This window comes from Streptomyces sp. NPDC001750, assembly GCF_042892615.1.
Lineage (GTDB): Bacteria > Actinomycetota > Actinomycetes > Streptomycetales > Streptomycetaceae > Streptomyces.
In genome coordinates this window covers 56409-79597 of the sequence record NZ_JBIAUE010000014.1, presented here as the reverse complement: position 1 = coordinate 79597, position 23189 = coordinate 56409, and the positions used below count along the sequence as shown (strand labels likewise).

18 protein-coding genes are annotated in these 23189 nt (G+C 69.9%); 2 read left to right on the top strand and 16 right to left on the bottom strand.

Annotated features, from left to right (window positions below; translation table 11 throughout):
• From pgi to uvrA, 12 genes are all read right to left on the bottom strand, one after another.
• On the bottom strand, window positions 1-1653 hold the full coding sequence (pgi, locus tag ACFYY6_RS21870) for a glucose-6-phosphate isomerase (protein WP_351623509.1): 1653 nt from the start codon (window positions 1651-1653) through the stop codon (window positions 1-3).
• Window positions 1654-1804: 151 nt separating this feature from the next.
• Window positions 1805-2140: an RNA polymerase-binding protein RbpA gene (locus ACFYY6_RS21865; RefSeq protein WP_073788610.1), complete on the bottom strand. Its 336-nt coding sequence runs from the start codon at window positions 2138-2140 to the stop codon at window positions 1805-1807.
• A gap of 110 nt (window positions 2141-2250) precedes the next feature.
• Window positions 2251-2487: a preprotein translocase subunit SecG gene (gene secG, locus ACFYY6_RS21860; protein WP_351524541.1), complete on the bottom strand. Its 237-nt coding sequence runs from the start codon at window positions 2485-2487 to the stop codon at window positions 2251-2253.
• 114 nt (window positions 2488-2601) lie between these two features.
• Window positions 2602-3378, bottom strand: coding sequence for a triose-phosphate isomerase (gene tpiA, locus ACFYY6_RS21855; RefSeq protein WP_351524542.1), 777 nt, complete (start codon window positions 3376-3378; stop codon window positions 2602-2604).
• A gap of 6 nt (window positions 3379-3384) precedes the next feature.
• Window positions 3385-4596 (bottom strand): phosphoglycerate kinase, encoded by a 1212-nt coding sequence (locus tag ACFYY6_RS21850; protein WP_351524543.1) that lies wholly within the window; start codon window positions 4594-4596, stop codon window positions 3385-3387.
• A 109-nt stretch (window positions 4597-4705) separates the two neighbouring features.
• The gene (gene gap, locus ACFYY6_RS21845; protein WP_351524544.1) at window positions 4706-5713 is read right to left on the bottom strand and encodes a type I glyceraldehyde-3-phosphate dehydrogenase; all 1008 of its coding nucleotides are present in this window, start codon (window positions 5711-5713) and stop codon (window positions 4706-4708) included.
• Window positions 5714-5999: 286 nt separating this feature from the next.
• Window positions 6000-6989 (bottom strand): DNA-binding protein WhiA, encoded by a 990-nt coding sequence (gene whiA / locus ACFYY6_RS21840; protein ID WP_073788620.1) that lies wholly within the window; start codon window positions 6987-6989, stop codon window positions 6000-6002.
• Entirely contained in the window at window positions 6980-8014 is a 1035-nt protein-coding gene (gene yvcK, locus ACFYY6_RS21835) for a uridine diphosphate-N-acetylglucosamine-binding protein YvcK (RefSeq protein ID WP_073788622.1), read from the bottom strand. Before yvcK ends, whiA begins: the two co-directional genes overlap by 10 nt.
• Entirely contained in the window at window positions 8011-9000 is a 990-nt protein-coding gene (rapZ, locus tag ACFYY6_RS21830) for an RNase adapter RapZ (RefSeq protein WP_351524546.1), read from the bottom strand. The genes yvcK and rapZ overlap by 4 nt, the downstream gene beginning before the upstream one ends.
• On the bottom strand, window positions 8997-11099 hold the full coding sequence (uvrC, locus tag ACFYY6_RS21825; RefSeq protein ID WP_351623510.1) for an excinuclease ABC subunit UvrC: 2103 nt from the start codon (window positions 11097-11099) through the stop codon (window positions 8997-8999). The genes rapZ and uvrC overlap by 4 nt, the downstream gene beginning before the upstream one ends.
• A gap of 191 nt (window positions 11100-11290) precedes the next feature.
• Window positions 11291-11719, bottom strand: a complete 429-nt coding sequence (locus ACFYY6_RS21820) for a Rieske (2Fe-2S) protein (protein ID WP_351524548.1) — start codon at window positions 11717-11719, stop codon at window positions 11291-11293.
• A 359-nt stretch (window positions 11720-12078) separates the two neighbouring features.
• Entirely contained in the window at window positions 12079-15138 is a 3060-nt protein-coding gene (gene uvrA, locus ACFYY6_RS21815; RefSeq protein ID WP_351524549.1) for an excinuclease ABC subunit UvrA, read from the bottom strand.
• A 176-nt stretch (window positions 15139-15314) separates the two neighbouring features.
• Here uvrA and ACFYY6_RS21810 point away from each other — a divergent pair, with 176 nt between their 5' ends.
• Window positions 15315-16004, top strand: coding sequence for a maleylpyruvate isomerase family mycothiol-dependent enzyme (locus ACFYY6_RS21810; RefSeq protein ID WP_351524550.1), 690 nt, complete (start codon window positions 15315-15317; stop codon window positions 16002-16004).
• A 10-nt stretch (window positions 16005-16014) separates the two neighbouring features.
• Entirely contained in the window at window positions 16015-16671 is a 657-nt protein-coding gene (locus ACFYY6_RS21805) for an MBL fold metallo-hydrolase (RefSeq protein WP_351524551.1), read from the top strand.
• A gap of 211 nt (window positions 16672-16882) precedes the next feature.
• On the opposite strand, the gene ACFYY6_RS21800 is transcribed toward ACFYY6_RS21805, so the two are convergent.
• From ACFYY6_RS21800 to uvrB, 4 genes are all read right to left on the bottom strand, one after another.
• The gene (locus tag ACFYY6_RS21800) at window positions 16883-17887 is read right to left on the bottom strand and encodes a TerC family protein (RefSeq protein ID WP_351520561.1); all 1005 of its coding nucleotides are present in this window, start codon (window positions 17885-17887) and stop codon (window positions 16883-16885) included.
• A gap of 286 nt (window positions 17888-18173) precedes the next feature.
• Window positions 18174-20123: a TerD family protein gene (locus ACFYY6_RS21795; protein ID WP_389194699.1), complete on the bottom strand. Its 1950-nt coding sequence runs from the start codon at window positions 20121-20123 to the stop codon at window positions 18174-18176.
• 194 nt (window positions 20124-20317) lie between these two features.
• Window positions 20318-20896, bottom strand: coding sequence for a TerD family protein (locus ACFYY6_RS21790; RefSeq protein ID WP_073788639.1), 579 nt, complete (start codon window positions 20894-20896; stop codon window positions 20318-20320).
• A 132-nt stretch (window positions 20897-21028) separates the two neighbouring features.
• Window positions 21029-23143: an excinuclease ABC subunit UvrB gene (uvrB, locus tag ACFYY6_RS21785; protein WP_351520563.1), complete on the bottom strand. Its 2115-nt coding sequence runs from the start codon at window positions 23141-23143 to the stop codon at window positions 21029-21031.
• Window positions 23144-23189 lie beyond the last annotated feature (46 nt).

Genomic DNA, 23189 nt, shown 5'->3' with positions numbered 1-23189 from the left:
TCAACGCCCCCTGCGGGCGCGGTACGCCCCGACGAGGGCCGCGGTGGAGCTGTCCAGCCCCTCGCCACCACTGCCGTCGGTCAGCACCGGCTCGATCCGCTTGGCGAGGACCTTGCCGAGTTCGACGCCCCACTGGTCGAAGGAGTCGATGTTCCAGACGGCTCCCTGGACGAAGACCTTGTGCTCGTAGAGCGCGATGAGCTGGCCGAGGACGGACGGGGTCAGCCGGTCGGCGAGGATCGTCGTCGTCGGGTGGTTGCCCTTGAAGGTCTTGTGCGGCACGAGTTCCTCGGCGACGCCCTCGGCACGGACCTCGTCGGGCGTCTTGCCGAAGGCCAGTGCCTGGGTCTGCGCGAAGAAGTTGGCCATCAGCAGATCGTGCTGGGCGACCAGTCCGGGCAGCAGGTCCTCGACCGGCTCGGCGAAGCCGATGAAGTCCGCCGGGATGACCTTGGTGCCCTGGTGGATCAGCTGGTAGTAGGCGTGCTGTCCGTTGGTGCCGGGGGTGCCCCAGACGACCGGTCCGGTCTGCCACTCGACAGGGCGGCCGTCCCGGTCCACGGACTTGCCGTTGGACTCCATGTCCAGCTGCTGCAAGTACGCGGTGAACTTGGACAGATAGTGGCTGTACGGCAGCACGGCATGCGACTGGGCGTCGAGGAAGGCCCCGTACCAGACGCCCAACAGGCCCATCAGCAACGGGGCGTTGGCCTCGGCGGGGGCGGTGCGGAAGTGCTCGTCGACGAGGTGGAAGCCGTCGAGCATCTCACGGAACCGCTCCGGGCCGATCGCGATCATCAAGGAGAGGCCGATGGCGGAGTCGTACGAGTAGCGACCGCCGACCCAGTCCCAGAACTCGAACATGTTGGCGGTGTCGATGCCGAAGTCCGCGACCTCGCCGGCGTTGGTGGACAGCGCCACGAAGTGCTTGGCGACCGCTTCCTGACCGGCGTTCAGGCCGGTCATCAGCCAGTTGCGGGCGGAGGTCGCGTTGGTGATGGTCTCGATCGTGGTGAAGGTCTTCGACGCGATGACGAACAGCGTCTCGGCGGGGTCGAGGTCGCGCACCGCCTCGTGGAGGTCGGCACCGTCCACGTTGGACACGAAACGGACGGTGAGCGAGCGGTCGGCGAAGGAGCGCAGCGCCTCGTAGGCCATGGCGGGGCCGAGGTCGGAACCGCCGATGCCGACGTTGACGACGTTCCTGATGCGCTTGCCGGTGTGGCCGGTCCACTCACCCGACCGGACGCGGTCGGAGAACGCCGCCATCTTGTCGAGCACCGCGTGCACGCCCGGCACCACGTTCTCGCCGTCGACCTCGATCACCGCGTCGCGCGGGGCGCGCAGCGCCGTGTGCAGGACGGCGCGGTCCTCGGTGGTGTTGATCTTCTCGCCGCGGAACATCGCGTCCCGCAGCTGCGCCACTCCGGTGGCGGCCGCGAGGTCGCGCAGGAGGCGCAGCGCCGTGTCGTCGACCAGGTGCTTGGAGTAGTCGATGTACAGGTCGCCGACCTGGAGGGTGTATCGGGCGCCGCGTTCCGGATCGTCCGCGAAGAGCTGCCGCAGATGCGTGTCCCCGAGCTGCTCACGGTGCTTGCCCAGAGCCGCCCATTCGGGGGTCCGGTTGAGACTGGTTCGGTTCGGTGTGTTCATCCCGGTTGTCGGCCCACTTCTTCTCGTGATTGCAGATGCCCCGCCGAGTCCCCAACCTAATTGATCGAAGGGGCCGACGAGGCGGCGACGAGGTGCGGCACCGGTGGATGCACTCCGGCCGGGCCCCTCATGGGTACCCGGCCGGTGGTCTTCAGATCTCGCCCCGGAGTTTCGCCAGGGCCTCGGCGAGGATGGCCTCGCCGTCCGCGTCGCTGCGCCGCTCGCGCACGTACGCGAGGTGCGTCTTGTACGGCTCGGTGCGCGGCGGGTCGGGCGGGCAGTCCCGGTCCTGGCCGGCCGGGAAACCACAGCGCGGGCAGTCCCACGTCTCGGGTACCTGCGCGTCACTGGCGAAGCTCGGCTGCGTCTCGTGCCCGTTCGAGCACCAGAAGGAGATGCGGAGACGCGGCGCGGACTCGCCCCGCTCGGCCTCCCCCATCGGCCCCGCCCCGACCCGGCTCCCCCGGATCGCGTTGCCACTTGCCACGGTCGTAACTCCCCTGCGTGATGGTGCTCGAAGATGCCCCAGTCTACGTAAGGCCCAACGCGCGTCCAGTGAAAGGAGTTACACCCTCACCGGGATTCGCTCACGACGCGTCAGCTGTCCAGCTTGATCAGCAGACCGAGCACGACGATGCACGCGAACCAGAGCAGGCCCACGACCACCGTGATCCGGTCGAGGTTGCGCTCCGCGACCGAGGAGCCACCCACGGACGACTGCATGCCGCCACCGAACATGTCGGAGAGGCCGCCGCCCTTCCCCTTGTGCATCAGCACCAGCAGCATCAGCAGCAGGCTGAAGACGATCAGGGCGATCTCGAACCCCAAAATCACGGCTGGTCCCTACTTTCCGGAGTCCTCTGGACTGCATGTGCGAGCAACGGGGGCCGGGAGGCTGAGCCCTTCCCGGCCCCCGCAAGGGTACGACGGATCCGCGCTACCGCATACTCACTGGTCGCGGAAGCGGACGATCTTGACGAACTCGTCGGTGTCGAGCGAGGCACCTCCGACCAGGGCGCCGTCCACGTCGGGCTTCTCCATGATCTCGGCGACGTTCCCGGACTTCACGGAGCCGCCGTACTGGATGCGGACCTTGTCGGCCAGCTCCTGGGAGTACAGCTCGGCGAGGCGCCCGCGGATCGCCGCGCAGACCTCCTGCGCGTCGTCGGCGCCGCACACCTTGCCGGTGCCGATCGCCCAGACCGGCTCGTACGCGATCACGATCGACTCTGCCTGCTCGGCGGGCAGGTCCTTCAGTCCGCCGTCGACCTGGGCGAGGGTGTGCGGGACGTGGTTGCCCGCCTCGCGGACGGACAGCTCCTCGCCGACGCAGAGGATCGGGGTCAGGCCGTGCTTGTAGGCGGCCTTCACCTTGGCGTTGCAGAGCTCGTCGGTCTCGCCGTGGTACTGGCGGCGCTCGCTGTGCCCGACGGCGACGTAGGTGCACTTCAGCTTGGCGAGCATCGGTCCGGAGATCTCACCGGTGTACGCGCCGGAGTCGTGCGCCGAGATGTCCTGGGCGCCGTACTTGATCCGCAGCTTGTCGCCGTCGACCAGGGTCTGTACGGAGCGCAGGTCGGTGAAGGGCGCCAGGACGGCGACCTCGACGGCGTCGTAGTCCTTGTCGGCCAGGGCGAAGGCGAGCTTCTGGACGTGGGCGATGGCCTCCAGGTGGTTGAGGTTCATCTTCCAGTTGCCCGCCATCAGCGGGGTGCGAGTGGTCATGAAAGTTCAGTCCTCCAGAGCGGCGAGGCCGGGAAGCGTCTTGCCCTCGAGGTATTCGAGGCTGGCGCCACCACCGGTCGAGATGTGTCCGAATGCGTTGTCGTCGAAGCCCAGGGTGCGGACGGCCGCGGCGGAGTCGCCGCCGCCCACCACGGTGAAGCCCGGGGAGTCGGCGAGGGCCTGGGCCACGGCCCTGGTGCCCTCGGCGTAGTCGGGGTGCTCGAAGACACCCATGGGGCCGTTCCAGAAGACGGTGGCCGCGTCGGCGAGCTTCGAGGCGTACAGCCGGTTGGTCTCGGGACCGTTGTCGAGGCCCATGAAACCGGCCGGGATGGCGTCCGCGGGCACTGTGCGGTGCTCGGTCGGCGCCTTGGCCTCGAGGTCGGGGAACTGCTGGGAAACGACCACGTCGACGGGGAGCACGAACTCCACGCCCTTGTCCTCGGCACGCTTCAGGTACTCCAGCACCACCGGGATCTGCTCCTCCTGGAGGAGGGAGCTGCCGACCTCGTGGCCCTTGGCCTTGAGGAAGGTGTACGCCATGCCGCCGCCGATGAGGATGCGGTCGGCGCGCTCCAGCAGGTGGTCGATCACGCCGAGCTTGTCGGAGACCTTGGAGCCGCCGAGCACGACGGCGTACGGACGCTCGACGTTCTCGGTGAGCTTCTTCAGGACGCCGACCTCGGTGGCGATCAGGTCGCCGGCGGCGTGCGGGAGGCGGGCGGGGAGGTCGAAGACCGAGGCGTGCTTGCGGTGCACCGCGCCGAAGCCGTCGCCCACGTACACGTCGGCGAGTTCGGCGAGCCGGTCGGCGAACTCGCCGCGCTCGGCATCGTCCTTGGACGTCTCGCCGGGGTTGAAGCGGAGGTTCTCCAGGACGGCGACCCGGCCGTCGGCGAGCGCGGCGACCGTGGCGCGCGCGGACTCGCCGACCGTGTCGGTCGCGAAGGCCACGCCGGCCCCGATGATCTCGCCGAGCCGGGCGGCGGCGGGCGCCAGGGAGAACGCCGGGTCGGGAGCGCCCTTGGGGCGGCCCAGGTGCGAGGCGACGACGACCCGCGCACCTGCCGCGGCGAGCTTCTCCACGGTCGGCGCGACGGCGCGGATGCGTCCGTCGTCGGTGATGGTGGTGCCGCTCAGCGGCACGTTGAGGTCGGCGCGGACGAATACGCGCCTGCCGGTGACCCCTTCGGCGAGGAGTTCGTCGATCGTCTTCATTCCTGCTGGACTCCTTGGAGGACGAGAGAACATGCGGCGGGGCCCGAACGGCGCGCCAGTGCGCCGTTCGAGCCCCGTACTCACATCGAGGTGCCTGCCGACCGGACGGTCAGAGACGGCTGCCGACGAAGACGGTCAGGTCGACGAGGCGGTTCGAGTAACCCCACTCATTGTCGTACCAACCGATGATCTTCACCTGCGAGCCCTCCGCCATGGTCAGCAGGGAGTCGAAGGTGCAGGACGCCGGGGTCGAGACGATGTCCGAGGAAACGATCGGGTCCTCGGTGTAGAACAGCTTGCCCTTGAGCGGGCCTTCCTCGGACGCCTTCTGGAAGGCGGCGTTGACCTCGTCACGGGTCACCTCGCGCTCCAGCGTGACCACGAGGTCGGTGACCGAGCCGTCCGGGACGGGAACCCGCATCGCGAGACCGTCGAGCTTGCCCTTGAGCTGAGGGAGCACCAGGGCGGTGGCCTTGGCGGCACCGGTGGTCGTCGGGATGATGTTCTGCGCGGCTGCACGGGCACGGCGCAGGTCCGAGTGCGGGAAGTCCAGGATGCGCTGGTCGTTGGTGTACGCGTGGACCGTCGTCATCAGGCCCTTGACGATGCCGAAGTTCTCGTCCAGGACCTTCGCCATCGGCGCGACGCAGTTGGTGGTGCAGGAAGCGTTGGAGATGACGTGGTGGTTGGCCGGGTCGTAGGTGTCCTCGTTGACACCCATCACGATCGTGATGTCCTCGTTCTTGGCCGGAGCGGAGATGAGGACCTTCTTGGCGCCGCCGGCGAGGTGCTTCTCGGCGTCCGCCTTCTTGGTGAAGATGCCGGTCGATTCGACGACGATGTCGACGCCCAGCTCGCCCCAGGGGATGAGCTCCGGGTTGCGCTCGGAGAGGACCTTGATGGTGTGGCCGCCGACGGTGATGCTGTCGGCGGTGTGGCTGACCTCGGCCTCCAGACGACCCAGGATGGTGTCGTACTTCAGAAGGTGAGCCGTGGTCGCAGTGTCACCCAGGTCGTTGACAGCCACGATCTCGATGTCCGCCCCCTGCTCCAGCAGCGCGCGGAAGTAGTTACGACCGATGCGACCGAAGCCGTTGATGCCTACGCGGATCGTCACGAAACCGATCTCCTCGTCAGGTACGCCGGTTCCTAGGAATCGGCGAGTTGTATACGGATGTCCCCGACCGCCTCCGACCCTACCTCTCCGAGGGGCGGGGAGTGACATCGAACGGGTCCGGTCGAAACCGCGCAGACCCGTACTCCTCGGTAGGGGTACGGGTCTGCGGAAACATGGCCGCTCATCGGATGGGTGTCACGGAGCGTCAATACACGTACGTGTGTTGCCTGTTCCGCATTCAGCCGGTTTCTCGTCTTTCGGCTCACCCCACCAAGCGATTGTCAGGTCATCCCACGAGACCGTCGGCGAGCTCGTCACTGAGAGTGGACTCGGTGCCCGGGATCCCCAGGTCCTGCGCCCTCTTGTCGGCCATCGCCAGCAGCCGGCGGATCCGGCCCGCGACCGCGTCCTTGGTGAGCGGCGGATCGGCGAGCGCGCCCAGCTCCTCCAGGGACGCCTGCTTGTGCTCCATGCGCAGCCGGCCGGCCGCGGCGAGGTGCTCGGGCACGTCCTCGCCCAGGATCTCCAGCGCGCGCCCGACCCGGGCGCCCGCGGCGACCGCGGCCCGCGCGGAGCGGCGCAGGTTGGCGTCGTCGAAGTTGGCGAGCCGATTGGCGGTGGCGCGGACCTCGCGACGCATCCGCCGCTCCTCCCAGGCCAGCACCGAGTCGTGGGCGCCGAGCCGGGTGAGCAGGGCGCCGATCGCGTCGCCGTCGCGGACGACGACCCGGTCCACCCCCCGCACCTCGCGGGCCTTCGCCGCGATGGAGAGCCTGCGCGCCGCACCGACGAGGGCGAGCGCGGCCTCCGGACCCGGACATGTCACTTCCAGGGAGGAGGAGCGGCCGGGTTCGGTGAGCGAGCCGTGCGCCAGGAAGGCACCGCGCCAGGCGGCCTCGGCATCGCAGGTGGCCCCCGAGACCACCTGCGGGGGCAGGCCGCGGATGGGACGGCCGCGGCCGTCCACCAGGCCCGTCTGGCGGGCCAGCTGGTCGCCGCCCGCCACCACGCGTACGACGTAGCGGGAGCCGCGCCGCAGCCCGCCGGGGGCCATCACGATCAGCTCCGAGCTGTGCCCGAAGATCTCCAGGATGTCCCGCTTCAGCCGGCGCGCCGCCATCGAGGTGTCCAGCTCCGCCTCGATCACGATCCGGCCGCTCACCAGGTGGAGCCCGCCCGCGAACCGAAGAATCGCCGAGACCTCCGCCTTCCTGCAGCAGGTCCGGGTCACCGGAAGCCGGGAGACTTCGTCCTTCACCGCCGGCGTCATCGCCATGGGCCGATCCTTCCATGCATCCGAAAAATACGGTCGTACGCGGCGGCCAACAGCTCCGGATCATGGATCGGAACGCCGTCGGGTGAGGCCACCGGCGCCAGCTCGACCGCGGCGCCGAGCCGCTTGGCGGCATCGACGAGGGACTCACGATCGGGCACGGCGGCTTCGTCGGCCAGCACCACGTCCATGGCGAGTTTAGGGGCGTGTCGTCCCAAAACCTCCAAATGACGCTGCGGGGAGAAGCCATCAGTTTCGCCGGGTTGCGGAGCGAGATTGAGCGAGAGGACCTTGCGGGCCCTGGTCTCGACCAGTGCTTCGAGCAGTTCCGGGACGAGCAGGTGCGGGATCACGGAGGAGAACCAGGACCCCGGGCCGAGCACCACCCAGTCGGCGTCCAGGACCGCGGCGACGGCCTCGGGGACGGCCGGCGGGTCGTTCGGCACGACATGGACGGACTGCACCTCTCCCGGGGTCAACGCCACCGTCGCCTGGCCGCGCACCGTGTCCACGTCGTCCGGGCGGGCCGGGTCGTGTCCGCGTACGAGCGCCTGGAGCTCCAGCGGCACGGCGGACATGGGCAGCACCCTGCCGTGCGCGCCGAGGAGCCTGCCGACCAGGTCCAGGGCCTGGACGTGATCGCCGAGTTGCTCCCACAGGGCGACGATCAGCAGATTGCCGACGGCGTGCTCGTGCAGGTCGCCCTTGGACTGGAAGCGGTGCTGGATGACCCGGGCCCACGTCTGGCCCCAGTCGTCGTCGCCGCACAGGGCGGCCAGCGCCTTGCGCAGATCACCCGGCGGCAGCACGCCCAGCTCCTCACGGAGCCGGCCGCTGGAGCCGCCGTCGTCGGCGACGGTGACCACCGCCGTGAGGTCGCCGGTGATCCGGCGGAGCGCCGCCAGCGAGGCGGACAGCCCGTGGCCGCCGCCGAGGGCGACGACCTTGGGCTGCGTACCGCGTTTGCGGCCGGACAGCGCGGAGGTGGCTCTGCGCAGTCGGCGCAGGCGCTGGTTGCGGCTGGTCACTCGCGCCCCATGTCCCGGTGCACCAGAACGGTCTCGATCCCTTCGGTCGCGAGCCTGGCCGCGAGCTTCTCGGACATGGCGACCGAGCGGTGCTTGCCGCCCGTGCAGCCGACGGCGATCGTCACGTAGCGCTTGCCCTCGCGACGGTATCCGGCGGCGACGAGATGGAGCAGTTCCGTGTACTGGTTGAGGAACTCCTTGGCGCCGGGCTGGTCGAAGACGTAGGCGGAGACCTCCTCGTTGAGCCCGGTGAACGGGCGCAGCTCGGGGACCCAGTGCGGGTTGGGCAGGAAGCGGCAGTCGACCACCAGGTCGGCGTCGACCGGCAGGCCGTACTTGAAGCCGAAGGACATCACCGTGGCGCGCAGCTCCGGCTCCTCCTCACCGGCGAACTGGGCGTCCATCTTGGCGCGCAGCTCGTGCACGTTGAGGCTGGAGGTGTCGATCACCAGGTCGGCGTCGCCGCGCAGCTCGCGCAGCAGGTCGCGCTCGGCGGCGATGCCGTCGACGATCCGGCCGTCGCCCTGGAGGGGGTGCGGGCGCCGGACCGACTCGAAGCGGCGGACCAGGGCGTCGTCGGAGGACTCCAGGAAAACGATCCGCCGCGTGACGTGTTTGGCCTCCAGGTCGGCGAGGGACTCGCGGAGGTTGTCGAAGAAGCGGCGGCCCCGCACGTCGACGACGACGGCGATGCGCGCCACGTTGCCCTGCGATCGGGCGCCGAGCTCGACCATGGTGGGGATCAGGGCGGGCGGCAGGTTGTCGACGACGAACCAGCCGAGGTCCTCCAGGCACTTGGCCGCGGTGCTGCGGCCTGCGCCCGACATCCCGGAGATGATCACCAGCTCGGGGATGGCCCCGTCGCCGTTGTCGATCGTGGTGCCCGTACTCACGTGTCCTGCTCCGTCTGTTCGGTCGGTGCCGCCGTGCTCGACCCGGTACTCGTGACCGGTCTTGCGCTGATTCTCGTGTTCGTGCTCGGTCATGTCGTGCTGCCCCCGTCGTCCTCTTCGATGATCTCTCCGGTCGCCGTGTTCACGGCGGGCGCGGCCGGGGCCGCCGCGGCCAGGGCGACGGCCACGGACTCCGCCGTCCGGCGGCCTATGCCCGGGACCGCGCAGATCTCGTCGATTGTCGCCCGCCTCAGCTTCTTCACGGAGCCGAAATGCTTGATCAACGCCTGTTTCCGGGTCTCGCCGAGTCCGGCGACGGCGTCGAGGGGGCCGGAGCGGATACGTTTGGCCCGCTTGGTGCGCTGGTACGTGATCGCAAACCGGTGGGCCTCGTCGCGCACGCGCTGGAGGAGATAGAGCCCCTCGCTCGACCGGGGCAGGACGACGGGGTCGTCGTCGTCCGGCAGCCAGACCTCTTCGAGCCGCTTGGCGAGGCCGCACACGGCGATGTCGTCGATGCCCAGTTCGTCGAGGGCCCGTTTCGCCGCCGCGACCTGGGGCTGCCCGCCGTCGACCACGACGAGCTGGGGCGGATAGGCGAACCGCTTGGGACGACCGTCGTCCTCACGGGGCTCACTCCCCGGACCGGTTTCGTCCGCGGCGGGACCGACGGGTCCGGACGCGGTCGGAAGTCCGTCCGGGGAAGGGGCGGCGGGGTCCTTCGCGGCGAGGCCGTCCGGGAACGCGGTGGAGTCCGTCGGGTCGGTCGTCTCCCCCCACTCCCCCGTCCGCTCCTTCTCCTGGAGGTACCGCTTGAAACGGCGGCCGATCACCTCGTGCATCGACCGGACGTCGTCCTGACCCTCGAAACCCTTGATCTGGAAGCGGCGGTATTCGCTCTTGCGGGCCAGCCCGTCCTCGAAGACGACCATGGACGCGACCACGTCGTCGCCCTGGAGGTGCGAGATGTCGTAACACTCGATACGGAGCGGGGCGGTGTCGAGGCCGAGCGCCTCGGCGATCTCCTCCAGCGCGCGGGAGCGGGTCGTCAGGTCGGAGGCGCGTTTCGTCTTGTGCAGCGCCAGGGCCTGCTGGGCGTTGCGCTGGACCGTCGCCATCAGGTCCTTCTTGTCGCCGCGCTGCGGGATGCGCAGGCTGACCTGGGAGCCCCGGCGGCCGGCGAGCCACTGGGACACCGCGTCCGGGTCCTCGGGCAGGGCCGGGACGAGGACCTCCTTGGGGACGGCGTCGCCCGTCTCCTCGCCGTACAGCTGTTGCAGGGCGTGCTCGACCAGACCCGAGGTGTCGACGTTCTCGACCTTGTCGGTGACCCAGCCGCGCTGCCCGCGCACCCGGCCGCCGCGCACGTGGAAGATCTGGACGGCGGCTTCCAGCTCGTCCTCGGCGACGGCGATCAGGTCGGCGTCGGTGGCGTCGGCGAGGACGACGGCGCTCTTCTCCATGGCCCGCTTGAGGGCTTCCACGTCGTCGCGGAGCCTGGCCGCCCGCTCGTACTCCATCTCCTCGGCCGCCGCCATCATGTCCTTCTCCAGGCGGCGGATGTACGTGCCGGTGCGACCGGCCATGAAGTCGCAGAAGTCCTCGGCCAGTTCGCGGTGTTCCTCGGGGGCGACCCGGCCGACGCAGGGGGCCGAGCACTTGCCGATGTAGCCGAGGAGGCACGGGCGGCCGGTCCTGGCCGCGTTCCTGAAGACCCCGGCGGAGCAGGTGCGCACCGGGAAGACCCGGAGCATCAGGTCGACCGTCTCGCGGATCGCCCAGGCGTGACCGTAGGGGCCGAAGTAGCGCACGCCCTTCTTCTTGGCACCGCGCATGACCTGGACGCGCGGGAACTCCTCGTTGAGCGTGACCGCGAGGTAGGGATAGCTCTTGTCGTCGCGGTACTTGACGTTGAACCGGGGGTCGAACTCCTTGATCCAGGAGTACTCCAGCTGGAGCGCCTCGACCTCCGTGGAGACGATCGTCCATTCCACCGACGCGGCCGTGGTGACCATCGTGCGCGTACGCGGGTGGAGGGAGGCCAGGTCCTGAAAGTAGTTGGCCAGACGCTGGCGCAGGTTCTTGGCCTTGCCGACGTAAATCACCCGGCGGTGCTCGTCACGGAACCTGTAGACCCCCGGGGAGTCGGGGATCTGTCCCGGCTTGGGGCGGTAGCTGGAGGGGTCTGCCATGTGTCCCACCCTACTTGCGGGCAGTGACAGTGCGGCCTGTCCGGACGCGCCCCTCCGCCCGGCGCGGCCCGGGACGGGTCGGCGCCGGCCGGAGCGGGGGGATCGGCGGGACCGGGCGTCCCCGCCACGGCACGGAGGGCCGGTCCCCGCCATGGCGGGGACGCCCGGTCCCGGGGCGGTCGCGGCCGGTCTCAGGCCTTGGGGCCGGCGACGAGCTTGCCGCCCTCGATCCTTACCGGCACCTCGGGCAGCGGCGCGGTCGCCGGTCCCTTCGTCGCCGTGCCGGTCGTCGTGTCGAAGTGGCTGCCGTGACAGGGGCAGCTGCCCACGTTGTCCTCGACCTTGTCCAGCACGCAGCCCCCGTGGGTGCACTGGGCGCTGAACGCCTTGTACTGCCCCTTCGCCGGGCAGCTGACGACGACCCGCTGCTCGCGGTAGAGCTTGGACGCGCCGACCGGGATCTCCTCCGGTGCGCCGAGGTCGACAGGAGCGGTGGGCGTGGGCGGCCCGGCGTGGCCGAGCACCGATTCGGTCGAGCAGGCGGCCGCTCCCAGCCCGGCGACGCCGACGAGAGCGGCGCCCTTCAGCACGGTACGGCGGGCGGCGGGCTGGCCGGGCATGCGGTCTCCACTGGTCGGAGGGGTGGAACGTACGGAGGTCGCCCGGCGGCGGGGACACGGGAGTACCGGAAGTACACGGGCATCGGCGCCATCGGTGACGGAACCGACGATACCGGCGAGGGCCGAGCGGCCGACGCGCGGGCCACCCGAGCCCGGTTCCCGCTGGTCAGGGGCGCATTCCGGGCCCGGATCGGTACGGCTTGAGCTGTACCGACGGGACCGGGGAAGGCGCCGGGAGCGGCCGCGGATCCGGCGACGGCGGCGGGCTCTTGGCAGCGGCGGGGCCGGCGTGGAGGATCCTGCGACAGCGACGAGGCCGGCGGCCCCCTTCGTCGGGGGCCGCCGGCCGGACGCGGTCGTCAGGACTTGCGCGCGCCGGTCGCCTTCTTCACCGCGGGCTTCTTCGCCGCGGTCGTCTTGGCGGTCCTGGCCGTGGTGGACTTGGCGGCCTGCCCGGCGCTCGTCCTGGCCGTGGCCGTCTTCCTGGCCGGGGCCGCCTTCGCGGCGACCGCCTTCTTGGCGGCGACCTTCCGCATCGGCTTGCGGGCCGCGGGAACCGCTGCCTCGCTCACCCGGTCCGGATCGAGGATGTCCTGGAGGAACTTGCCGGTGTGGCTCGCCGGAACTCCGGCTACCTCCTCCGGTGTCCCCTCGGCGACCACCTGGCCACCTCCGTTGCCCCCTTCGGGGCCCATGTCGATGACCCAGTCCGCGGTCTTGATCACATCGAGGTTGTGCTCGATCACGATCACCGAGTTGCCCTTGTCGACCAGCCCGGACAGCACCTTGATGAGCTTGCTGATGTCCTCGAAGTGCAGGCCCGTGGTCGGCTCGTCCAACACGTAGACCGTGCGGCCGGTGGAGCGCTTCTGCAGCTCGCTCGCCAGCTTCACCCGCTGGGCCTCACCGCCGGAGAGGGTCGGCGCGGACTGGCCGAGCCGTACGTATCCCAGGCCGACTTCGTGGAGCGTACGGAGGTGCCGGGCGATGGTCGGGACTGCCTCGAAGAACTCCAGGCCCTCCTCGATGGGCATGTCCAGCACCTCGGCGATGGACTTGCCCTTGTAGTGGACCTCCAGGGTCTCGCGGTTGTACCGCGCACCGTGGCAGACCTCGCACGGGACGTAGACGTCCGGCAGGAAGTTCATCTCGATCTTGATCGTGCCATCGCCGGAGCAGTTCTCGCAGCGGCCGCCCTTGACGTTGAAGGAGAAGCGGCCCGGCAGGTAGCCGCGCACCTTCGCCTCCATCGTCTCCGCGAACAGCTTGCGGATGTGGTCGAAGACACCGGTGTACGTGGCCGGGTTGGACCGGGGCGTACGTCCGATGGGCGACTGGTCGACGTGCACCACCTTGTCGACCTGGTCGTCGCCGTCGACCCGGGTGTGCCGTCCTGGCACCGACTTGGCACCGTTCAGCTCGCGCGCCAGGTGGGTGTAGAGGATGTCGTTGACCAGCGTCGACTTCCCGGACCCCGAGACGCCCGTGACGGCCGTGAGCACGCCGAGCGGGAAGGAGACGTCGATGTCCTGGAGGTTGTTCTCCCGGGCACCGTGCACCGTGAGGCTGCGGGACGGGTCGACGGGGCGCCGGAGCTCGGGCGTCGTGATCGCCTTCGTGCCGTTCAGATACTGGCCGGTGATCGACTCGCCATTGCCCAGCAGTTCCTTCAGCGATCCGGAGTGGACCACCTTCCCGCCGTGCTCACCGGCGCCGGGGCCGATGTCGACGACCCAGTCGGCGACCTTGATGGTGTCCTCGTCGTGCTCGACGACGATGAGTGTGTTGCCCATGTCGCGGAGCCGGACGAGGGTCTCGATGAGCCGGTGGTTGTCCCGCTGGTGCAGGCCGATGGACGGCTCGTCCAGCACGTACAGCACACCGACCAGGCCGGAGCCGATCTGGGTGGCCAGCCGGATGCGCTGGGCCTCGCCGCCGGACAGGGTGCCTGCGGCACGGTTCAGCGAGAGGTAGTCGAGGCCCACGTCGACCAGGAACCGCAGCCGCTCGTTGACCTCCTTCAGCACCCGCTCGGCGATCTTCTTGTCCCGGGCGTTCAGCGTCAGCCGGCCGAGGAATTCCGAGCACTCGCTGATCGACATCGCGGAGACCTCGGCGATGGACTTCTCCATCACCGTCACCGCGAGGACGATCGGCTTGAGGCGGGTGCCCTCACAGGTCGGGCAGGGCACCTCGCGCATGTACCCCTCGAAGCGCTCCCGGCTGGAGTCGCTCTCGGCCTCGGAGTGACGCCGCTTGACGAACTGCACCGCCCCCTCGAAGGCGGGGGTGGTGTACGCGCGCTCGCGTCCGTAGCGGTTGCGGTAGCGGACCTCGGTCTGGATCTTGTGACCGTAGAGGAGGGCCTTCTTGGCACGCTGCGGCAGCCCGGCCCACGGGATGTCCGTGCGGAAGCCGAGGGCCTTGGCGAGGGCTCCGATCAGCCGGCCGAAGTACTCCTTGGTGTGGCCGTGCGACCAGGGGTGGATGGCGCCGGCGTCGAGCGACCGCTCCTCGTCGGGGACGACCAGCTCCGGGTCGACCTCCATCCGCGTGCCGATGCCCGTGCAGTCGGGGCAGGCGCCGAAGGGCGAGTTGAACGAGAAGGAGCGCGGCTCCAGCTCCTCGAAGGAGAGGTCGTCGTACGGGCAGTAGAGGTGCTCGGAGTACATCCGCTCGCGCTCGGGGTCGTCCTCGGGGAGGTCGACGAAGTCGAGCACGACCATGCCGCCGGAGAGCCCGAGCGCGGTCTCGACCGAGTCGGTCAGCCGCCGCTTGGCGCCCTCCTTCACCGTGAGGCGGTCGACGACCACCTCGATGGTGTGCTTCTCCTGCTTCTTCAGCTTGGGCGGCTCTGCGAGGTGGATCGTCTCGCCGTCGACGCGGGCCCTGCTGTATCCCTTGGTCTGGAGATCGGCGAAGAGATCGACGAACTCGCCCTTGCGCTCGCGCACCAGCGGCGAGAGCACCTGGAAGCGGCTTCCTTCGGGGAGGCCCAGCACCTTGTCCACGATGGCCTGCGGCGACTGGCGCGCGATGGGGCGCCCGCACTCGGGGCAGTGCGGCTTGCCGATCCTGGCGAACAGCAGCCGGAGGTAGTCGTACACCTCGGTGATGGTGCCGACCGTCGAGCGCGGGTTGCGCGAGGTCGACTTCTGGTCGATGGAGACGGCGGGCGAGAGGCCTTCGATGAAGTCGACGTCCGGCTTGTCCATCTGGCCGAGGAACTGCCGGGCGTACGAGGAGAGGGACTCCACGTAGCGCCGCTGGCCCTCGGCGAAGATCGTGTCGAACGCGAGGGACGACTTGCCCGATCCGGAAAGCCCGGTGAAGACGATGAGCGAGTCGCGGGGAAGGTCGAGGGAGACGTTCTTGAGATTGTGCTCGCGAGCGCCACGGACGATGAGACGGTCGACCACGCCGGTCCGCACCTTTCTAGAGAGAAGTGGGGGAACTGAGCCCCTGTCCCAGGGTATGGGGGGCGCCACAGCGGTGTACGAAGCTTTTCGACTCCGAGCGTATAGCACGCACATTCGATTTACGGACGGCTGTCGCTCCCTTCACCCGAATGAGTGGGCGGGCTACGCTCGGCGCCATGACTGATCACGCGCACGACCTGCGCGCCGTACGTGAAGCGACCGATCGGCTGCTCAGCGCCACCGGGAAATTGGACGACGCGGCGCTTGCCGAGCCCTCGCGCCTGCCGGGCTGGAGCCGCGGCCATGTCGTCGCGCACCTCTCTCGTAACGCCGACGCGCTCGTAAATGTTCTCCAGGGCCGCCCGATGTACGCAGACAGCGAAACCCGCGACCGGGACATCGAACGCGGCGCGCCCCGGCCGAAGGCGGAGCAGCTGACCGACCTCGCCGACAGCGCGGCCCGCTTCGCGGACGCGGCCTCAACCCCGGCCGACTGGTCCCGCACCGTCACCCTGCGCAACGGCGTGACGGACTCGGCCTCCCGGGTCCCCTTCCGCCGCCGCGTCGAGGTCGAACTGCACCATGTCGACCTGAACGTCGGCTACGAGCTGGAGGACCTTCCGGACGAGTTCGTCGCCCGGGAGATCGACTTCCTCGCCGAACGGTTCGCCGGACACTCCGAGGTCGTGGCCACGCGGATCACCGCCGACGACGGCCGTGCCTGGTCCACGGGCGGCGGCGCCGAGGGCGCCCCCGTCGCGGTCCGCGGCACCGCGCCCGAACTGCTCGGCTGGCTCTGCGGACGCCGCGACGGATCGGCGCTGACCGTCGACGGCGGACTCCTCCCCGCACTGCCTCCGCTATAGGCTGGAACGCATGACGTACAGCGGAGCGGTCAAGGTCGGCGGTCGTGCTGACGTACACGAGTTGACGGATCTGATGATCTCCAAGGTCGCCGTGGGACCGGGGAACAACAACGCCTATCTGCTGCGCTGCCGGGCCACCGACGAGCAGCTCCTCATCGACGCGGCCGACGAGGCCGGGACGCTGCTGCGGCTCATCGGTGACGACGGCATCGCCTCCGTCGTCACCACCCACAGGCACCCCGACCACTGGCAGGCGCTCGGCGAGGTCGTCGCCGCCACCGGAGCGCGTACGTTCGCCGGCAGGTACGACGCCGAGGGCATCCCGGTCCCGACCGATGTCCTGGTGGACGACAACGACACGATCCGGGTGGGCAGGGTCGAACTGACCGCCCGCCACCTCGTCGGCCACACCCCGGGGTCCATCGCGCTCGTCTACGACGACCCGCACGGCGCCCCCCACCTGTTCACCGGGGACTGCCTCTTCCCGGGCGGTGTCGGCAACACCCGCAAGAACCCCGAGGCGTTCGCGAGCCTGATCCACGACGTGGAGACCAAGCTCTTCGACCAACTGCCCGACGAGACCTGGGTCTACCCGGGCCACGGTCACGACACCACGCTCGGCGTCGAACGCCCGCGGCTGCCCGAGTGGCACGCCCGCGGCTGGTGACACCCGGCCGCTCCCGCGGCCACTTCGCCCGTGCCGGGCCCATCGGGTCCGCGCGGGACACGCACGTGATTCCGGAGCGCCCCGCCCCTCCCGCCTCCCGGCGGACACGGGCCGGGGCGCGCCCCCGTGTCCGCGTCGCAAGCGGTACGGGCACGGGGGCGCGCCCCTCATGGCAGTCGGCCGACGGCAACCGCGTCGGGCGGCAGCCGCGTCAGGCGTCGATGCCGGCCTTCTCGTCTTCGGCCTCGTCCGCCTCCGCTGCCGCGTCGGCCCGCTTCCGCTTCCGGTCGGCGATCAGGCTGGTGATCGTGGTGATCACCAGGACACCGCAGATGACGCCGAGCGAGACCGGTATCGAGATCTCGGGGACGTGCACCCCGGACTCGTGCAGCGCGTGCAGCACCAGCTTCACGCCGATGAAGCCGAGGATCACCGAGAGCCCGTAGCTGAGGTGGACCAGCTTCTTCAGCAGGCCGCCGATCAGGAAGTACAGCTGCCGCAGCCCCATCAGGGCGAAGGCGTTCGCCGTGAACACGATGTACGGGTCCTGGGTCAGGCCGAAGATCGCGGGGATGGAGTCCAGGGCGAACAGCACATCGGTGGTGCCGATGGCGAGCATGACGACCATCAGCGGCGTCAGGACGCGCTTGCCCTTGTCGCGTATGAAGAGCTTGGTGCCGTGATACCGGTCGGCGACCCCGAAGCGGCGCTCGATCGACTTGAGCAGGCGGTTCTCCTCGAACTCCTCCCCTTCTTCATCGGCCCGCGCCTCCTGGACGAGCTTCCAGGCGGTGTAGATCAGGAACGCGCCGAAGATGTAGAAGACCCACGAGAAGTTGGCGATGACCGCGGCACCCGCGGCGATGAAGACCGCTCGGAGCACCAGCGCGATCAGCACGCCGACGAGCAGCACCCGCTGCTGGAGATGGGAGGGGACCGAGAACTTCGCCATGATCAGGACGAAGACGAACAGGTTGTCGACGCTGAGCGACTTCTCCGTGATGAAGCCCGCGAAGAACTCGCCCGACGCCTGGCTGTCACCGAAGACCAACAGGCCGAGCCCGAAGAGCACGGCCAGCGTGATCCAGATGATCGTCCAGATTCCGGCTTCTTTGGTCGACACGTCATGGGGCCTGCGCCCGATGAAGAAGTCGACGGCGATGAGGGCCGACAGACCGAGAATGGTCAGCGCCCAGAGGGTCCATGAAACGTCCACTGCGCCTCCGGCAGTTCACTACGGCTACTGATTCAGCGTCGTCGCTGCCGGAGGTCTCTTCCGCCCGGGCGCGCGATGCGCACCAGGACCGGCGCCCCGGGACCGGTCAGGGTCCGTACTGACGGGAACGCCGCGTGTGGGAGTACTCCCCTCCGCCCAAGGAACAGTACAGGAAACACCAAAGGAAGGTAAAGAGATAGCTAAAGGATCATCAAAACACCAGGTCGGAGGCGGTGTGAACGAGAGCGGGGCGGTGTGGTCAGAGGCCGCTCGGCGGCGCCGCGGCTCAGCGGCGCCAGGTACGGCGGGCCGCGGCCACCCGGGCCAGGACGTCGTCGAGCACCCGGCTGCCGGGCGGCACCCTGAGCGGCTCGTACGTCCAGGCGTGACCCACCCAGGGGTCGGCCAGGTGGTCGTCGGCGACCGGGGTGAGCCGGAGCAGCGAGCGCCACAGCGGGTCGAGCACCGGCCCGTAGGCGGCGGCGTCCTCGCGGTCCGCGACCATCAGCAGATGGACGCCGACCGAGGGCCCCTCGTCGGCCAGGTAGCGCAGTTGGGTGACGGCCCGGTCGTCGAAGCCGTGGGGGAAGTCGTTGACGATCAGCAGGTGCTGGCCGGTGTCCACGTCCGGCGGCAGCGAGTCGGCGGCGCCCGCCCGGATGGCCATCTGGACCAGATCCACGCGCCGGGTGAGCCGGGCGAGGACCGAGGTGACCCCGCCGGGGCCCGCGGCGGGCGGCTCGGCGAGCACCCCGGACCGGACCAGCGGGGCAAGCGGTCCTGCCGCCGCGCCCGCGGGGTCGATGACGTGCACGGAGAACTCGTCGGCCGGGTACACGGCCAGCAGCCGGGCCACGTGCGCGACGGCGCTCTCCACGGCCAGACGGCGCAGTTGCGCGGTGTCCGCCAGGGCCGCCGCCCCGGATGCCGTACGGCCGCTGTCCACCCAGATGCCGCGCTCCAGCGGGAGCCGTACCAGCAGCGGGATGCGCAGACCGGTGGCCTCGGGCAGATGGAGGTCGCCGATCCGCAGTGCCATGGGGATCTCCATCGGGACGCGGTAGGCGTGCCAGACGGGGTTGTCCCATCCCGCGTACGCGGTCGGGAGCGCGGGTTCCACCACGGCGGCTTCGGCGGTGAGCTGCGCGATGTCGCGGTCGAGCGCCTCCTTCGCCCGGAAGGTGAGCTCGTCGCGCTTGGCACGGGCCTGCTCACGGGCCCGGTCGCCGGCGCCACCGATCCGGTTGCGCGGGTCGGACAGCGTCCTGTCGAGTTCCTGGTCCATGCGGGACTCGGCGAATTCGACGGCGCTGCGGTACGCGGCGGTGGTGCGGGCCAGGTCTTCGAACATGCCCCAGATCTGGTTGTAGAGGCGCTCCTCCATGGACCAGCCGGTGGCGTCCCCGGCGACGGGCTGGGCGGGGCTGCCGGGCGCGGCGGGCGGCGCGGTGGGAGGGGGCGGCGGGGGTGCGGAGGTCTGGCGACGCGGGTGGGTGTAGTCGACGGGGCCACCCGTGGCGGCGGTGCCCGGCGGCGGAGCGGGCTGGGTGAGTGGCTCGGCCCCGGGAGCCGTGGGCGGTGCGGCGGGGACCGGGGGGACGTCCGGGGCCGGTGCGGGGCGCGGGCCGTGGCCGACGCGATCACCGTCCGGGGTGCGGGGCGGGGGCGGTGCGACCGTGCGGGCCGTCGCGCGGGTGACGGCGTCCTGGATCGAGTGGGCCAGCTCGGCCGCCCCGTTCAGGCCCTGGTCGGCGAGCATGGCGGCGAGGCCGCCCGCGTAGCCCTGACCGACGGCGCGGACCTTCCAGGCGCCCTGCCGACGGTAGAGCTCCAGGGCCGCGACGGCCGATTCGGTGTCGAGCCCGGTGAGGGTGAAGGTGGCGATCTCGTCGCCGTCGAGCCCGGTGACCGCGACGAAGGGCGCGGCGACCGCGCCGAAGCGGACCGGGCCGCCGATGCCCGTGGGCAGGGCCAGCAGCACGGTGATCCGGTGCACCTGGGCCGGCACGGCGTCGAGGTCGGCGGCGAGCCGGTGACCGGCGGCGGCCTGACGGGGCACTTCGAGCCCGGGGAGCCGGGGCGCGCCGGGGTGGGCGACCCACTCGGCGCCGTGGACGGTGCCGTTCTCGTCGGCGAGCATGACACCTGCCACGACGGGCGTGCCGGCCGATACCCGGATCTCCAGTCGGGTCTGGGGCAAGGTGTGGTTCTGCCCCCGGACCAGCTCGGCCGTCATTGCCATGTCCCCTCGACGAGTTGCTGCTGCGCTGTGCGGTGTCGCCCGGTGCCGTGCGGCACCATGTGGTGCAGCTCCCGGCGGCCGTTGCCTCCGGGAGCTGCGCGTATCTCTGTCGGCCGACTGGCCGGCCGTGCTCACGAACCTGGGGCGACGGGGAGCGGGAGCTCCGCCCCCCTGCCGCCCCCAGGTCGTTACAGATGCGGCAGGATCGCCGGCATCAGGTCCTGGAAGGTACGGCCGTTGGCCGGGTTGCCGAGGGCGGTCATCTGCCACCCGTTCCCCGAACGGTGCACCTTCGCCATGATCTGGGCGGTGTACTGCCCGCCGCCGTCCAGCGTGTAGCGGGCGAGCTCCTGCCCGTTGGTCTCGTCGACGAGACGGCAGAAGGCGTTCTGCACCTCCTGGAACGTCTGGCCGGTGAAGGAGTTCACCGTGAAGACGATCTGGTCGATGTGGACCGGCACGCGCTGGAGGTCGACGAGGATCGCCTCGTCGTCGCCGCCCGAACCGGCGCCCCCGACCAGGTTGTCCCCGGTGTGCTTGACCGATCCGTCGTCACTGACGAGGTGGCGGAAGAAGACCACGTCGACCGGCTGCTTGTCGGCGAACAGCACCGCCGACGCGTCGAGGTCGATCTCTCGCGTGCGCGAACCGAACAGGCCGCGGCGCGGTGCCGCCTGCCAGCCGAGCCCCATCCGCACCGCGGTCAGGGTTCCCCCGTCGCTCTTCTGCAGGCTGATGGCCTGGCCCTTGGTCATATTGACCGTCACGCGCTGTCCCCTCTCGGCTTGCCCCGCAACCATCCGTGCGCGGTGTTCTCAGCACCCTACGCAGTCGCACTGACAACGAGGCCGCTCGAGGTGTTTTTGTGTCGGTCCTGCAACACATCGACCGCATGGCGGTCAGGCGAGACCCGCTTCCCGCATCTGACGCAGCTCCTTCTTCAGCTCGCCGACCTCGTCGCGCAACCGGGCCGCCACCTCGAACTGCAGGTCCGCTGCGGCCGCCCGCATGCGTTCGGTCATCTCCTCGATGATCCCGGCGAGTTCGGTGGCGGGCCGGTCGGTGACCACGGCGGTGGTCTTCTTCCCGGAGCCGGACGCCTTGGCACCGAGTGCGGGGACAGGGGCCTTGGCCCCCTTGGCCTGGCGGTAGCCGGTGCCGAGCAGCTGCTCGGTGTCGACCTCCTCGCGGGCGATCGTCGCGACGATGTCGTTGATCTTCTTGCGCAACGGCTGGGGGTCGATGCCGCGCTCGGTGTTGTAGGCGATCTGCTTCTCGCGGCGACGGTTGGTCTCGTCGATGGCCTGCGCCATCGCCGGGGTGATCGTGTCCGCGTACATGTGGACCTGCCCCGACACGTTGCGGGCGGCGCGCCCGATGGTCTGGATCAGGGACGTGCCCGAGCGCAGGAAGCCCTGCTTGTCCGCGTCGAGGATGGCGACGAGCGACACCTCGGGGAGGTCGAGGCCCTCTCGCAGGAGGTTGATGCCGACCAGGACGTCGTACTCGCCGGAGCGCAGCTCGCGCAGCAGCTCGACACGGCGCAGGGTGTCCACGTCGCTGTGGAGGTAGCGGACCTGGATGCCGAGCTCCAGGAAGTAGTCGGTGAGGTCCTCGGCCATCTTCTTGGTGAGGGTGGTGACGAGGACGCGTTCGTCCCTCTCGGTGCGCTTGCGGATCTCGTGCACCAGGTCGTCGATCTGACCCTCGGTGGGCTTGACGACGACCTCCGGGTCGACGAGGCCGGTGGGACGGATGATCTGCTCCACGAAGCCGTCGCTCCGGGACAGCTCGTACGTTCCGGGGGTGGCCGAGAGGTAGACCGTCTGGTTGATCCGGCCCAGGAACTCCTCCCACTTCAGCGGGCGGTTGTCGAGCGCGGAGGGCAGCCGGAAGCCGTGGTCGACGAGGGTGCGCTTCCGGGACGCGTCGCCCTCGTACATGGCACCGATCTGCGGCACGGTGACGTGCGACTCGTCGAGGACGAGGAGGAAGTCCTCGGGGAAGTAGTCGAGAAGGGTGTTGGGGGCGGTACCGGGCGAGCGGTCGTCGAAGTGCATCGAGTAGTTCTCGACGCCGGAGCAGGTGCCGATCTGCCGGAGCATCTCGATGTCGTACGTGGTACGCATCCGCAGGCGCTGGGCCTCCAGCATCTTGCCCTGCTTCTCCAGCTCGGCGAGGCGCTCCTCCAGCTCCCGCTCGATGCCGTTGACCGCCTTCTCCATGCGCTCGGGGCCCGCGACGTAGTGGCTGGCGGGGAAGACGTGGAGGGACTGGTCCTCGCTGATCACCTCGCCAGTGAGCGGGTGGAGGGTGGAGAGCGCCTCGATCTCGTCGCCGAACATCTCGATGCGGACGGCGAGCTCCTCGTAGACCGGGAAGATCTCGATGGTGTCGCCGCGGACCCGGAACGTGCCGCGGGTGAACGCGAGGTCGTTGCGGGTGTACTGGATCTCGACGAAGCGGCGCAGCAGCTCGTCGCGGTCGATCTCGTCGCCGACCTTGAGCGGAACCATCCGGTCCACGTACTCCTGCGGCGTACCGAGGCCGTAGATGCAGGAGACGGAGGCGACCACGACGACATCGCGCCGGGTGAGCAGCGAGTTCGTCGCGGAGTGGCGCAGCCGCTCGACCTCCTCGTTGATCGAGGAGTCCTTCTCGATGTAGGTGTCCGACTGGGGGACGTACGCCTCGGGCTGGTAGTAGTCGTAGTACGAGACGAAGTACTCGACGGCGTTGTTGGGCAGGAGCTCGCGGAACTCGTTCGCCAGCTGGGCCGCGAGCGTCTTGTTCGGCGCCATCACGAGGGTGGGGCGCTGCAGCTTCTCGATCATCCAGGCGGTGGTCGCCGATTTGCCGGTGCCGGTCGCGCCGAGCAGGACGACGTCCTTCTCGCCCGCGCGGATGCGCCGGTCCAGCTCGGCGATGGCCGCGGGCTGGTCGCCGCTGGGCTGGTAGGGACTGACGACCTCGAAAGGCGCCACCGAACGTTCGATCTTCGAAACGGGCCGCATGACACCACGGTACGACCCCCCGCTGACAACCGGGTCGGCTCGACCG